12 protein-coding genes are annotated in these 13,793 nt (G+C 52.2%); 3 read left to right on the top strand and 9 right to left on the bottom strand.

From position 1 onward, the window contains the following. Window position 1 precedes the first annotated feature (1 nt). On the top strand, window positions 2–1,423 hold the full coding sequence (locus AB9F29_RS06270) for an FAD-binding oxidoreductase (RefSeq protein WP_369754996.1): 1,422 nt from the start codon (window positions 2–4) through the stop codon (window positions 1,421–1,423). Window positions 1,424–1,553: 130 nt separating this feature from the next. On the opposite strand, the gene AB9F29_RS06265 is transcribed toward AB9F29_RS06270, so the two are convergent. From AB9F29_RS06265 to AB9F29_RS06255, 3 genes are read right to left on the bottom strand one after another with little or no spacing between them, the layout of a single operon-like run. Next, complete coding sequence (locus AB9F29_RS06265) at window positions 1,554–2,090, bottom strand: adenine phosphoribosyltransferase (RefSeq protein ID WP_335585002.1); 537 nt, start codon at window positions 2,088–2,090, stop codon at window positions 1,554–1,556. 29 nt (window positions 2,091–2,119) lie between these two features. Beyond that, a complete protein-coding gene (locus AB9F29_RS06260) occupies window positions 2,120–2,998 on the bottom strand; it encodes an S-methyl-5'-thioadenosine phosphorylase (RefSeq protein ID WP_369754995.1) in 879 nt (292 codons plus the stop codon). A 10-nt stretch (window positions 2,999–3,008) separates the two neighbouring features. Further along, the gene (locus AB9F29_RS06255; protein WP_369754994.1) at window positions 3,009–3,617 is read right to left on the bottom strand and encodes a flavin reductase family protein; all 609 of its coding nucleotides are present in this window, start codon (window positions 3,615–3,617) and stop codon (window positions 3,009–3,011) included. A gap of 101 nt (window positions 3,618–3,718) precedes the next feature. Here AB9F29_RS06255 and AB9F29_RS06250 point away from each other — a divergent pair, with 101 nt between their 5' ends. Then, complete coding sequence (locus AB9F29_RS06250; RefSeq protein WP_369754993.1) at window positions 3,719–4,204, top strand: GNAT family N-acetyltransferase; 486 nt, start codon at window positions 3,719–3,721, stop codon at window positions 4,202–4,204. On the opposite strand, the gene AB9F29_RS06245 is transcribed toward AB9F29_RS06250, so the two are convergent. The 5 genes from AB9F29_RS06245 to AB9F29_RS06225 all read right to left on the bottom strand — a co-directional run bounded on the left by AB9F29_RS06245 (window position 4,201) and on the right by AB9F29_RS06225 (window position 9,115). Next, window positions 4,201–4,392 carry a hypothetical protein gene (locus tag AB9F29_RS06245; RefSeq protein ID WP_369754992.1) on the bottom strand — a complete coding sequence of 64 codons (192 nt, stop codon included), beginning with the start codon at window positions 4,390–4,392 and terminating at the stop codon, window positions 4,201–4,203. The two genes, AB9F29_RS06250 and AB9F29_RS06245, sit on opposite strands and share 4 nt — an antisense overlap. A gap of 61 nt (window positions 4,393–4,453) precedes the next feature. After that, window positions 4,454–6,706, bottom strand: coding sequence for a phosphoenolpyruvate--protein phosphotransferase (gene ptsP / locus AB9F29_RS06240; protein WP_369754990.1), 2,253 nt, complete (start codon window positions 6,704–6,706; stop codon window positions 4,454–4,456). Window positions 6,707–6,718: 12 nt separating this feature from the next. Then, a complete protein-coding gene (locus AB9F29_RS06235; RefSeq protein ID WP_335584996.1) occupies window positions 6,719–7,957 on the bottom strand; it encodes an aspartate kinase in 1,239 nt (412 codons plus the stop codon). Window positions 7,958–8,078: 121 nt separating this feature from the next. Further along, window positions 8,079–8,558, bottom strand: a complete 480-nt coding sequence (locus AB9F29_RS06230) for a DUF1178 family protein (RefSeq protein WP_369754989.1) — start codon at window positions 8,556–8,558, stop codon at window positions 8,079–8,081. A 92-nt stretch (window positions 8,559–8,650) separates the two neighbouring features. After that, window positions 8,651–9,115 carry an NUDIX hydrolase gene (locus AB9F29_RS06225; RefSeq protein WP_039003207.1) on the bottom strand — a complete coding sequence of 155 codons (465 nt, stop codon included), beginning with the start codon at window positions 9,113–9,115 and terminating at the stop codon, window positions 8,651–8,653. 342 nt (window positions 9,116–9,457) lie between these two features. Between AB9F29_RS06225 and AB9F29_RS06220 the strand changes: the two genes are divergently transcribed. After that, complete coding sequence (locus AB9F29_RS06220; protein ID WP_369754988.1) at window positions 9,458–12,037, top strand: methyl-accepting chemotaxis protein; 2,580 nt, start codon at window positions 9,458–9,460, stop codon at window positions 12,035–12,037. A 640-nt stretch (window positions 12,038–12,677) separates the two neighbouring features. On the opposite strand, the gene AB9F29_RS06215 is transcribed toward AB9F29_RS06220, so the two are convergent. Then, a complete protein-coding gene (locus tag AB9F29_RS06215; RefSeq protein ID WP_369754987.1) occupies window positions 12,678–13,775 on the bottom strand; it encodes a primosomal protein N' (replication factor Y) - superfamily II helicase in 1,098 nt (365 codons plus the stop codon). Between the last annotated feature and the right edge of the window lie 18 nt (window positions 13,776–13,793).

The following is a 13,793-nucleotide window of genomic DNA, read 5'->3' as shown; positions in this document are numbered from 1 at the left end:
TATGCTCAATCCGCTCACCAACGATTTCGTCGAGAAGCTGTCTGCGATGTTGCCCGATAAGGCCCTGCGCCTTGCCACACCTGCCGACGTGGAGGAGCCGCGTGGTCGCTATATAGGTTTGGGCACACATGTCGCCACGCCAAGCACGGTTGAGGAGGTTTCCAAGATCATCACCGCCTGCAATGCGGCGCGGATTGGCGTTATTCCTTTCGGTGGCGGGACGGGTTTGGTTGGCGGGCAAGTTGCCCCCCAAGGGCCCTTACCGCTCATTCTCTCGCTTGAGCGTATGACCCAAATTCGGGCAACTTACCCACAAGAAAACGTCCTCATCGCTGAAGCGGGCGCAATTCTGGCCAATGTGCAATCTGCGGCACAAGCTGTGGATCGTTTGTTCCCCCTATCCCTTGCTTCCGAAGGATCGTGCCGTATTGGCGGTAATTTGGCGACAAATGCGGGCGGTTTGAATGTGTTGCGATACGGAAATACGCGTGATTTGTGTTTGGGGCTCGAAGTGGTTCTCCCCTCGGGGCAAATTTGGAACGGGCTGACGCGCTTGCGCAAAGACAACACGGGGTTTGATTTGCGCAATTTGATGATCGGTTCCGAGGGCGCATTGGGCGTGATTACCGCCGCTGCGTTGAAACTTTACCCGCGTCCTGCCGAAAATTGCACGGGAGTTTTTGTTGTAGAGGATCCAACGGCGGCCCTCGCGCTGCTTAATCTCGCACAAACCATTGCACCGAGCGAAGTTTCTGCCTTTGAACTCATTCACAAAACGGGCCTCGAGTTCCTTTCAGAGAAGCTACCGGATGTTCGGCAACCCTTTGAGAACAAACCAGAGTGGATGGTTCTGATTGACCTAGGAACTGCAAAAGGGCGTGATCCGGACGCTTTGCTCGAGCGCTTGTTTGAGGAAGGGCATGCGGCGGGATTGATTTCGGACGGAGCTATCGCACAAAACGAAGCCCAGCGGCGCCAGTTTTGGGAGGTCCGAGAGCGGATTCCCCAAGCCAATAAGGCGATTGGCTCCATTGTCTCGCATGATGTTTCTCTGCCGCTTGGAAGTATCGCGGCCTTTGTCATTGAAGGGCTCGCGCGTCTTGCAAAGCTTGGCGATATGCGGGTGAATTGTTTTGGACATCTCGGTGATGGGAACCTGCATTTCAATGCCTTCCCCGCACGCGGGCGCGACCGCCACGAATACGATGCTATACGTGATGATATTCAGCGCTGTGTGCATGATTTGGTAAGCGAAATGGGCGGCTCCATCAGTGCCGAACACGGAATTGGACGCCTGAAGGCCAAGGACTTGGCACATTATGGTGATCCGGGAAAACTCGCGGCGATGCGGGCGATCAAAACGGCCCTTGATCCGAACGGAATCATGAATCCCGGAGCCGTCATCGGCAATTTGCACGCATAGTTGAAAAATCAACGCCCCGCCGCGAACGACGAGGCGTCAATCGGAACATGTAAGCAAATGCCAGCTGCTCCCAACTGGCAAGCATGGGTCTAAGACTAAAGTTTTAATAAACTATTACTTCGAGAGACGATTACAGTCCGCCAAATTCACAAATCGATGTGACATCCATACCCATTTTTTCGAGCTTTTCACGTCCGCCAAGATCAGGAAGGTCGATCACAAACGCACAGCTCACGATTTCACCGCCCAAACGTTCAATCAACTTAATTCCGGCTTCGGCGGTACCACCTGTCGCAAGCAGATCATCAACCAGAAGGATTTTTTCCCCCGGTTTGATGGCGTCATCATGGATTTCCACAATCGCCTCGCCGTATTCCAGCGAGTATTCTTCACTGATCGTGGTGCCAGGCAGTTTGCCCTTTTTGCGCACGGGCACAAAACCGACCGAAAGCTGGTGCGCAATCGCGCCACCAAGGATAAATCCGCGGGCCTCAAGTCCAACCACCTTGTCGATCCGCATGCCCGCATAGGGATGCAGCATTTGGTCTACCGCCATGCGAAACCCGCGTGGGTCGGCAAAAAGGGTTGTGACATCGCGAAAAAGGATGCCCTCGTGCGGGAAATCTACAATCGTGCGGATGTAGTCTTGAACGGTCTTTTTCTGCATCGTTTTGTCCATTCTATGCGTTCGAAATATTATCGGTTGAGCACGCGGCCCGCGACAACGTCGAGCTTGGCGACAAGGGCTGGGTCCCTTGCGTTGGGGGCCGTGAGAATGGCGTATTCCAGTGCCTTGTCACAGCCATGTTCACAATCGTCGCGCTGTGCTCCTAAGAGGGTGGGCAGGCGTGCGACCAAGCCGCGCGCTTTGGTTGCATTGCCCATCAATGTTTGGATGATTTGGGTGACGTCGACCTCGCCATGATCGGGATGCCAGCTGTCGTAATCGGTGATCATCGCGACGGACGCATAGCAGAGTTCGGCCTCGCGGGCGAGTTTTGCTTCGGGCATATTTGTCATGCCGATCACGTCTGCGCCCCAGCTTTCGCGGTACATTTTACTTTCTGCGAGCGTCGAGAATTGCGGCCCCTCCATCGCCAAATACGTGCCGCCATCATGGACGGTGATCCCTTGATCTTTTGTCGCCGTAAGGCAGGCCGTTGAGAGGCGCGGGCAGGTGGGGTGGGCGACGGAAACATGCGCGACGCACCCTGTGCCAAAAAACGATTTTTCACGCGCGAAGGTGCGGTCAATGAATTGATCCACAATCACGAAATCACCCGGTGCCATCTCTTCGCGAAAACTGCCACAGGCCGAAACCGAGATCACATCCGTAACGCCAATGCGTTTCAATGCGTCAATATTTGCCCGATACGGTACGGTTGTCGGGCTAAGGCGGTGCCCACGTCCATGGCGCGGTAAAAAGGCCATTTTAACGCCATCCAAAACGCCCGTCAAAACGGCATCACTCGGGTCGCCCCAAGGCGTTTCAACACGCGTCCATTCCGCGTTCTCAAGCCCGTCAATTTCATACAGGCCAGAGCCGCCAATCACACCAATCATCGTGTCGCGCATATCAAAACTCCTATTCTTCGCCGGGACGTTTGAGGCTGAAAACCGTTTCAACACGCGCGTAGTCTTTATACCCCAGTCGCGCGAGTGGGCTGAATGTGGAAACATCAAAAACACCGTCCACAAGGCAATTATCGCGCAAATGCACGCCCACTACCTCGCCGAAAACCGCGAAGTTGGCTTCACCAGGCAATTGAACGATCTTGGTCAGCTTGCATTCCAAGTTCGCCGGGGCAAGGGCGACACGTGAGGCCGAAATAACTGAACATTCCGCTTTTTCAAGCTCCGCGAGGGAAAATTCGTCGACATCTTTTGCATAGCTTCCCGAGGTCACATTCATCGCGTCGCGCATGGCATATTCAACGATGTTCACACAGAAAAACCCCGTCTCGCGAATGTTGGCAACGCTGTCTTTTGTGCCGTCGCGGTCATCCTTTGCGCTCGTTGATGCGAACATAACCTGTGGTGGTTCATAGGCGACCGCGTTGAAAAACGAGTAGGGTGCAAGGTTGTCGTTTCCGTTTCTGTCCCGCGTGGAAATCCATCCAATGGGGCGGGGCGTAACAAGGGCATTAAATGGGTTATGCGGGAAACCATGCCCATTTTTAGGTTCATAAAACATTGACGGCCTTTCTTGTGTTTGAACAAGAGGTAACGCTGTGCTAGTGGCGTTGCCAGAGAAAAAGAGCAGGTTCGCATCAGAACCCATTTTCGGAGCGCCGCGTGTACAGGATAGAGCAAGAAAAACCAGCGGACCTATGGGAAGTTGAGGCGCTTTACGATCTGTGCTTTGCGCCGGGGCGCGAGGCGCTGTCGTCCTACCGGTTGCGTGAAGGCGTTTCGCAAGTTGCAGAGTTTTCCCTTGTGGCGCGGGACACCGATAACACCCTTGCCGCGGCGATCCGGTACTGGCCCGTTTTAGTCGGCCCGAAGGCGGCCTTGCTCCTAGGCCCGATTGCGGTTCATCCGACTCGGCAGGGCGAAGGCTTGGGCGACTTACTGATGCGCACCAGCCTTGATTTGGCACGCGTCGCGGGATGGAAACGGGTGCTCCTTGTCGGGGATCTGCCGTATTACCAGCGCTTTGGTTTTGACATCTTGCCAGACGTTATCATGCCAGCGCCAAGCAACCCTGCGCGTGTGCTGGGCTATTCGCTGACGTCGGGCGCGTGGGATATGTGTGTGGGGGAGGTTTGCAAATACGTCTAGTCGTTTTGCAAACCGAAAAATCTGCGCAATCGCGGCAAAGTGTACATTAAGAGCGCGACGCAAAGTACCGTCACCGCGCCTGTTCCCGAATAAACGATAAATGCACCCAAGAGAGTGCTGCCGTTCAACAGGGCTGCAACGGCCGCGAGACCCGCGACAATAGATGCAAAAATAAGAGGCCCAATCACAGGCGATCTCCAAACAAAAAATACTCGTAAAAAATGGCGCCAGACATATTGGTTTTCCAGCTTAAAGGTTGGAGATCCACTCTACTACGGCAGGTCGAACAGATTGCGCACCAGAGGCGCGTGCCGCGTCGATAACCGATTTTGCTTCCGCGAGGTCAACGCGCCGCAGCAGGTTTTTCACCGGACCAATGGAAGCAGGGCGCATCGAAAGGGCGCGAAATCCCATAGCCGCAAAGCAGAGGGCCTCGACCGGGCGACCGGCATCTTCACCGCAAAAGGATATAGGAGTTCCCGAGGCAACACAGCGTTCGACGATCCCCTCCAAGAAGCTCAAAAAGCTTACGTTCAACGTGTCGTAGCGTTTGCGAACCCGTTCGTTTTCGCGGTCGGCAGCAAAGAAAAACTGTTTGAGATCATTCCCGCCCACGGAAATAAAATCGCACATTTCAAAGAATTGCTCCGGCGCAAACGCCAATGAAGGGGTTTCCAGCATCGCGCCAATTTCGACGCGCTCTGGAAGAATATGACCCAAACGGGCTTCGTTTTCGAGTACCTTCTCAAAAATCTCCCGCGCCTGAATATACTCATCGAATTGCGCTACAAACGGGAACATCACCGTCAAGGGACGCCCTTCGCAGGCTCGGATAAAGGCCTGCAGTTGCATGCGCATGACACCAGGTTTGTCGAGCCCAAGGCGGATTGCTCGCCAACCCATCGCGGGGTTTGGTTCATCCTGTGGCTTCATATAGGGCAGTACTTTGTCAGACCCAATATCAAGCGTTCGGAAGTTCACCCGCTGCCCGTCAGCCGCGTTCAAGACGCGTTTATACAGCTCAACAAGTTCACCACGACGCGGCATTTTATTGCGGACGAGGAACTGCAACTCGGTACGAAAAAGCCCGACACCCTGCGCGCCCGAACTCTTGAGAGATGGTAAATCTGCCATCAGCCCCGCGTTCATCGATAGACGAATTTCAGTGCCATCGAGCGTTATTGCCGGCTTGTCGCGGATGGACGAATAGCGCTCCGCCGCGGTGGTTTGCATCGCGATTTTGTCGTGAAACGCTGCTTTGACGGAATCGTCTGGACGCAAATGAACGATGCCCTGCTCGCCATCCACAAGGATATAATCGCCATTGAGGGCTTCGGTCGTGATGCGGCTGGCGTTGATAATCAAAGGGATCGCAAGGGCGCGGGCAATAATGGTCGCGTGGCTGCCCACAGACCCTTCCTCTAGAACAATACCTCGAAGCGATCTGCCGTATTCCAGCAGTTCACCAGGGCCGATATTTCGTGCGACCAGCACAGCATTTTGTGGCATCTCCGCGCCGGTATCTTTGCCTTGCCCCGTTAGAATTCTAAGCAGCCGATTAGAGAGGTCGTCTAAATCGTGCAAGCGCTCGCGCAAGTAGGCATCGGGCACTTGGCTCATCCGCGTACGGGCGGTGGACTGTTCTTTTTCAACCGCAGCTTCGGCGGACAGTCCACGCGAGATGTCTTCCTTGATGCGCCGCATCCACCCTTTGGAATTGGCGAACATCCGATAGGTCTCAAGGACCTGCAACTGTTCTTTGTCCCCTTGTACCGCACCGAGCAGCAATTCGTCCACGGAGACGCGCAAGGTATCTACGGCCGCATCCAGACGTATTTCTTCGGCCTGCGGGTCGTCGGCAATTGGGTTTGTGACCACGACGCGCGGCTCGTGCAAGTAGACATTGCCAACTGCGGTGCCTTCTTGGCCGACGCCGCCGCGGATCATAACTGGGTGTTGATGACGCGCCGAGAGGGCTGCGCCGTCGCCCACGAAGGCCCCAAGTTCAGCCATTTCAGCGAGAACCATAGCAACAACTTCTAACGCGTAAACTTCGTCCTCGGAATAGCTCCGAGCGTCTTTGGATTGGACGACCAAAACCCCGAGTGTTTCCCCCAAACGCTGCACTGGAATCCCAAGGAAGCTGGAGTAAATTTCCTCCCCCGTTTCTGGCATAAAGCGAAACCCACGCTCGCTGGGGGCGTTGGCGGAGTTGACGATGCTGCCGCTTTTGGCCACGCGCCCCACGAGGCCTTCGCCGAGGCGTAGCCGCGTTTGGTGGACCGCTTCCGCTTTCAAGCCCTCGGACGCGCAAAGTTCCAAAGTGTCTTGATCTCGAAACAAATAGATCGAACATACTTCAGTTGCGATCGAATCCGCGATTAAACTCGTGATCCGGTCGAGGCGTTTTTGACCTTCGGAATCCTCTGCCAATGCCTCGCGAAGCCGCCCAAGCAGCTTTCGGCTCTCACTTTGGGTAGACTTTCCTGATAAATTGGGCATTTGGCCCCTTAATTATGGTGATTTGTGCAGTTCAAAAACATCATGCAGGGCTTGGACCGCAAGTTCCATATATTTTCGGTCAATCAGCACAGATATTTTGATCTCGGAGGTTGTGATGACCTTAATATTGATCCCCTCAGAGTTGAGTGCGCCAAACATTTTGGCGGCGACACCCGCGTGTGAGCGCATACCTATGCCAACGACACTGACTTTCGCGACATCCGTGTCCGCGACCAAATCATGATAATTGATGTGGCCCGCAGCCTTGGCTGTCGCCATCGCGTTTTCGGCCCGCAGGACGTCTTCGGTAGGACAGGAGAAGGTCATATCCGTACGGCCTTCCTCGGATATGTTCTGAACAATCATATCGACGTTGACGCCCGCTTCGGACAGTGGCCCAAAGATCGCGGCGGCAATACCCGGACGGTCAGCAACCGAAATCAAGGTCATTTTAGCTTCGTCGCGGCTATAGGCGACGCCAGATACTACATTGCTTTCCATGATTTCCTCCTCGTCGCACACTAGGGTGCCGGATGTGTCTGTTTGTTCGTCAAAGCTCGAAAGGACGCGCAATTTCACTTTATAGCGCATGGCCAGTTCGACAGAGCGGGTCTGAAGGACCTTGGCGCCCAGCGAAGCCAATTCGAGCATTTCTTCAAAGGCGATTTTGTCAAGTTTGCGCGCCTTGGAACTGATGCGGGGATCGGTGGTATAGACACCATCCACATCGGTATAAATATCGCAGCGCTCCGCGCCAAAGGCCGCAGCAAACGCCACAGCCGTTGTGTCCGAACCTCCGCGTCCAAGCGTCGTCGTCCGCCCCTCAGGGCTCACGCCTTGAAAGCCAGCAACAACTGCAACGCGCATTCCTTCGGCGAATTTGCCGTTGATGTTCTCGGTGAGAATGTCTTCGATGCGGGCGGCGCTATGCGCAGACGTCGTTTTGACCGGAACTTGCCAGCCTTGCCAACTGCGCGCCGGAACATCCATTTCCTGAAGCGTGAGGGCCATAAGCCCCGCCGTGACCTGCTCGCCCGAACTGACAACGGCATCATATTCACGCGCGTCAAACATAGGGGAGGTCTCGCGAACCCACCCGACAAGCTCATTCGTTTTGCCGGACATCGCCGAAACAATGACGATGACGTCATAGCCATTCGCGACTTCCACGCCAACACGCTTTGCGGCGCGGCGGATGCGATCGAGGGTGGCAACGGACGTGCCGCCAAATTTCATGACCAGAAGAGGCATGGATGCTCCTTTAGGGTTAAACCGCTGGTGTCTTAGGAGGAAGTTTGGTTCAGCGCAAGCGGGGAAGGGTCAGAAGGGGCGTTCCGTGTCGATTATTATGCCAAATGAGCGCCGTTTGCCCCTAATTTGTCTTACGCGCGGGAATAAAGGGGAGGGGAGCCACGCTTATGCCGTCTTCGATTAACGACAGGGCTTCTGCCATATTTGCCTCGCCATAGATTGTGCGCTCTGGGGTGTCGCCTTCATGCATCGCGCGCGCTTCTTTGGCGAAATTCTTGCCAACATAGTCTGAGGTGGCCTCGACATGGGCCTTAAGTGCGGCAATTTTGGCCTCAAGTTCTTTTGACGGTCTTTGGAAAAACTCAGATTGATCAGACGGTACCGGAAGGGATGAAGCGTCTGTCAGTGGCGTCTCACCCTCCTTGGTCGCCTTGCGCGTTGTTTGAACCTGAGGGGACATCAAAGTTTTGACGACATCCGTTGAGCCGCAGGCTGGGCACGATACCATCCCCGCCAATTTGACCTTGTCAAATGCAGAACCAGATTGAAACCAGCTCTCAAAACAGTGGTCGTGGTCGCATTTCAGGGCAAAGCGGATCATTTCGGGCCTTTCAAGCTATGTGCAAACTAGTTTTGCCGTAACAAGGTTAACATGACCTTGTGAATTTCTCCAACCAACACCTGAATCCGCATTTAGAAATTTTCTGGCGTGAAACCGCGCAGAATTTTTCCAAGTTCGGGGTCAGAAACCATACTTGCTGCCTTCTTACGGCTCACCCATTTACGTTTGCGCTGGCTTTTTTCGGGAAACTTTTTCGCGGTACGCTTCACCTGTAAGGCAAAAAGGGAAACCATAACCGGAAGGATTTCGCCCTTAGTTGCCTTTTTAGTATGCGAATACAAGCCGATACAAGCGTCACCCATAACGCCGATCGCGCCCGCTTCTTCCCACGCCTCAATGGCGGCCGATTGAGCAGGTGTTTTTCCGTTGATTGGCCAGCCTTTGGGAACAATCCACAGGCGAGAGCGTCGGCTCGTGATCAAGAGTATCTGGATTTTTCCATTCGCAACGCGATAGCAGATAGCGCCAAATTGCGTGCGCAGATCATATTTACTCTTTAGCGAAAGGGCCGATCCCTTTTGTATGTTCTTAACCATGTGAGCCTTTTCATGCCCTTAAGTACACCAACAAGCGCCAATGCGGGCGCGCCTAATTTGTCTATGCTTGTTTCAGAGGTTGCAAGGGAAACCTAGAGTTTTCCTTTTAAAACCGTAAAGTATATGCCCCATGGCGCTAGGTGTTTGGATTTGTTGTGAAAAGTAAGAGTTTGAAGAAGAATGACATCAATTTGAATGAAATTATTTTCAAGCTGGGCAAAAAAAACGACCAGTTTTAAATTTCTTGTAAGAGTTTCCCATTAGCAAAAAGGCAAGAGTGCGCAGTTAGGTCGTCTAGCGTCATGCACTTCCCCAATAGATCGTCTCAATGAGGAAACCGGTATGAAAGTGATATCTATTTTTAAGAACCTTAAAGGCACCACGCGAACGGTTTTCTTTAGGGTCTCCGCAATTGTCGCCCTTTGCACCGCCGCTGTTGCAGGCACAATGACGGCGTTATCTCTGGATGCCCAGTACAATGTTGCTCGAGAAAATACAAAGGAACTGGCAATAAATCTCACATCCTTTTCGGCAGTTCAAAGTGCGGGCTCGATAAGGTTTTCAAACCCGCAGGCTCTAGAAACGATCATCCAGGGAGCAGTTCAGTCCTCTGGCGACTCCGCGTTGGAAGCTATCGTTCTGGATGCAAAAGGGGAGGTCTTGTATACATACTTGGGACAAGAAGTTTCTGTTTCAGATCTCAAAAACTTAGCGACGAAAGCGATGGAGACGGGTAAAATCGAGACCGCTGGAGATGGGTTTTACGTGGCGGTCCCATCGCTATTTGGAAAGGACAGCAGCGTGGTAGGTGTTGTCGCTATGCTCTGGAGCCCAGATCCAGCGATCTCACACATAGCGGATCTTCAAAAAAAGACAAACCTCATAGCAGGGATAGTGTTCCTTGTTGCTCTTGTCATTGTTTCGATTTTGCTGCGTGGCTTTTTGTCAAAGCCGTTGGTACGTCATCGCACGGCGATGGATGATGTTGCGCATGGAAATTACACAATCGAGGTTCCAAACCTCAAACGCAAAGATGAAATCGGAGACATCGCGCGAACCCTCGAAGACTTTAGGACAACCCTATTAGAGGCGGAAGCGACGTCTCGAGAGAGCTTGTTTAAGGGGGCCGCATTTGAATCGTCATCCTCTGCTATGCTGATGGTAGATCAGGACCTAACGATTAACTACATTAACAGTGCCTTTTCGAAGATTATGATGGCAAACCAAGAGAACCTTTCCAGCAAACTCAAAAAGCTAAATCCGTCGGAAATTGTTGGTAAACATTTCTCGATTTTTCACGGAGAAGGTAGCGGGGCGGAAAGTATTCCGGAGGATTCAGACAATCTTCCACATATATCCGACATTGTCATGGGCGAAACCCGTGTGGAGCAATCGATCAACGATGTAGTCGACGTTAATGGAAATTCGATTGGTCGAGTCATTGAATGGAAAGATGTAACGGAAGAACGACTGAATCAGGCGATCCTTACATCGTTAGATTCCAGTCAAGTGCGTGTGGAATTTAACGCCGCCGGAGAACTGGTAAAAGCTAACGATAACTTTTGCAGATCTTACGGGAGTGAGGAAACTCAACTTCTCGGGCATCATTGCCGCGATGTTTTTTCCGAGAATTTGGAGGCTTCTGCAGAAGAAAGAGATTACTGGCCCACGCTTTCTAAAGGTAAGCCATTTTTTGGACAGTTTGAGTGCGGCATCCCATCTGGCGAAAATCTTATCTTCGACGGAAGCTTTAGCCCTGTAACTGGTCGCCAAGGAAACGTGAACCGTCTGGTTTTTATCGGTACAGATGTCACAACCACACAACGGGAAATCCAAAGAGCGGAAGAGCAGCGTAAGGCTTCAACGAAAGAACAGGATGCGGTTGTCGAGGGTCTACGAGCAGGTCTCAATAGTTTGTCCAAAGGTGACCTAACAGCATCAATTGAAATAGAGTTTTCACCACAGTACGAGCAACTCCGTAGTGACTTCAATGAAGCGATTGACGCCTTGCGAAAAGCCATGGGGAGTGTTGTTGAAAATTCTGAAATGATCCGGGGGGAAACCAACGAAATCTCCAAGGCGGCAGACGACCTTTCTCGCCGTACCGAAACCCAGGCAGCAACCCTTGAGCAAACCGCGGCAGCACTTGATGAAATGACATCTTCAGTGAGTTCAGCGGCGGAAGGGGCAGGTATCGCGCGGAAAATGGTAATCGAAGCGCGTGATAATGCGGAGGCCAGCGGTGAAGTGGTTCGTGAAGCAGTCGCAGCGATGAGCGAAATTGCAAGCTCTTCACAACAGATTTCAAAGATTACTTCGGTAATTGACGAGATTGCCTTTCAAACAAACCTTTTGGCACTGAACGCAGGTGTTGAGGCGGCGAATGCGGGCGATGCAGGTCGAGGATTCGCAGTTGTGGCAACCGAAGTGCGTGATCTTGCTCAACGGTCGTCACAAGCCGCAAGCGAGATTAATGCTCTCATTTCAGCCAGTGAGGGGCATGTGAAACGAGGTGTGCAACTCGTTGACCAAACGGGTGATGCATTGAGGGGGATTTTTGATCGCGTGTCTGAAATTTCGACACATGTAGGAGAAATTGCTGTATCAGCAGATGAACAATCTCGAGGTCTTGCGGAAATAAACATCGCGGTCAACCAACTGGATCAGGTCACGCAACAGAACGCTGCAATGTTTGAAGAAACGACTGCCGCAAGTCACGCATTGACCAGCGAGGCTGAGAACCTCGCGACGACTATGGCCCAATTCCTTTTATCTCGCGAGGGGGATGCCGCTCGAAGACCACCTCAAATGCAAAAAAATGAAGCTCAAAAGCCAACTGAAAAACCAACGGCGAATGTAAGAATGGTGGGGAATGGAGGCCAAGTGCTTTCCTCAACAGCTGAGAGTTGGGAAGATTTTTAGTTCGAAAACAAACAAACTGTTGTCCAATTAATTATTGGGCAACAGTAAAAATGTGAGCCGGTTTTTTCCTGAATTAGTAAGCAATAAATGTTTCTCATAAACCCATCGGTCTTCGCCTAAATGCGTTCGATTGTGGTATAAGTTTTACGCCAACTTACCTGCGCTCCAAGTTGCCTCCAGGCTGACCGCAGCCCTTGGGGTAAATGTACACTTTCCGCCGACCTTGGGCCACTGAAGTGGTCCGGCAAAACTGGACCGCGTGCTAAGGTGTATCCAACACGAATGAATGGATACGAGAATGACGAAGCGGCGAAACTTTTCGGACAAGTTTAAGGCTGCTGTGGTTTTGGATTAAGGCATTGGTTAGTTCTTGTCTGAAACCCTCGTGGCGGCACAAATGAAATCTGGCGAGTGAAACGATGTAGTAAGCTGGGCTACTCAACGATGCCGTCGAAAAGAGCACAGGTCTCTGGGCGTGGAAATAGACCGTGAAATCAACCTTCTGAACAATATGAATTTGAGTAGGGTTACGCCCCACCAAAAAAGTTGATTGAAAATCGTCCCTTAAGGCTTGCTCAGTCACAATTACCCTTTGGGAAAACACCTCGACTTAAAATCTGTGTCTAAGGTTAGAAATGCGTTAGGTCGACTGCGCGTAAAAATACCCAAAAACGGCGGCGAGCCCCAAGGCCAAAAGGACTGAAAATCCGATTTTCCATGCCGAATATGGCCTCTCGCCTTCTACGCGGCCAGTTTGACCATTTACAACAAAACGGTATGTTTTGCCTTGATACTTATAGGCTGCGAGCCAAACCGGTAGAAGAATGTGTTTAAAAGTTACGTCGCTAACGGAGGTTTCGATTGCGCCAACCTGTTGGCGATCCCCGCCGATATCAAACTTCACATCGCGTAAAATCTGGCGATCCATTTTCTCTCGCGCAAACGAGAATCCATTTTCCAAGTCGATTGAGTAACCTTCTGCCTTGAAACCCGCAAGGTAAAACGCTTGAAACGGTTCCAATCCGCTTAGATCCCATGGCTCCAACGCCTGTGTATAACGGGTCGGCAAAGCTTTACTGGCGAGCACCAAAACATCATCAAAAAGGCGCGAAACGCGGCCTGATACTGGGGTCCATCGAACCTTGGTTACGTTGCGTTGAACTTTTTTTCCATTTTCAAAATGAGTTGATGTTGTCTGATACTCCGTACCGCGTTGCCCCCGATACCGCGACTTAGTATCTGCATCAAATGTCCAGTAGGGAACGTATATCCCCTGCATTCTTCGCCCTTTTCTTGCATATGCTTTTAGTCCATTCGGAGCGAACCACAGCCGTCCAAGCCATGTAGACATCGCATCGTGGGCGGTTGTTTCGTCGAGTTGAAACGGGAGGACAGCACTTGGCTTAATCTGACGGTGAGAACCAGTATCAACAACAACCGGAGTGGCGCAAAAAGGGCACTCGGATGCGTGGTTTTCTCCGTCAAACCCCACCTGCGCCCCGCAATTGGGGCAACTTGTGACGCGGTTCTCTTCGATTTCGGCGGATGGCAGCGCATCTGCCAAAGCAGATTTGAAATCCAATTCAGGAATGGTCGTTTTGGGCTCCACTCGGCCTTCTCGGAAGCCGCATTGATTGCATGTGAGCACACCTGTTTTGGGGGAAAATCTCAGGTCTGCCCCACAGTTTTCGCACGGAAATAGGTGCTCCTCTTGAGGCGTATTCTCAATGGTATTCATAACGCGAAACGCTCCGAT

Source organism: Falsihalocynthiibacter sp. S25ZX9 (genome assembly GCF_041205405.1).
Taxonomy (GTDB): Bacteria; Pseudomonadota; Alphaproteobacteria; order Rhodobacterales; family Rhodobacteraceae; genus Falsihalocynthiibacter; species Falsihalocynthiibacter arcticus.
The sequence above is the reverse complement of the archived record's forward strand: the minus strand, read 5'-3'. Positions and strand labels throughout refer to the sequence as shown.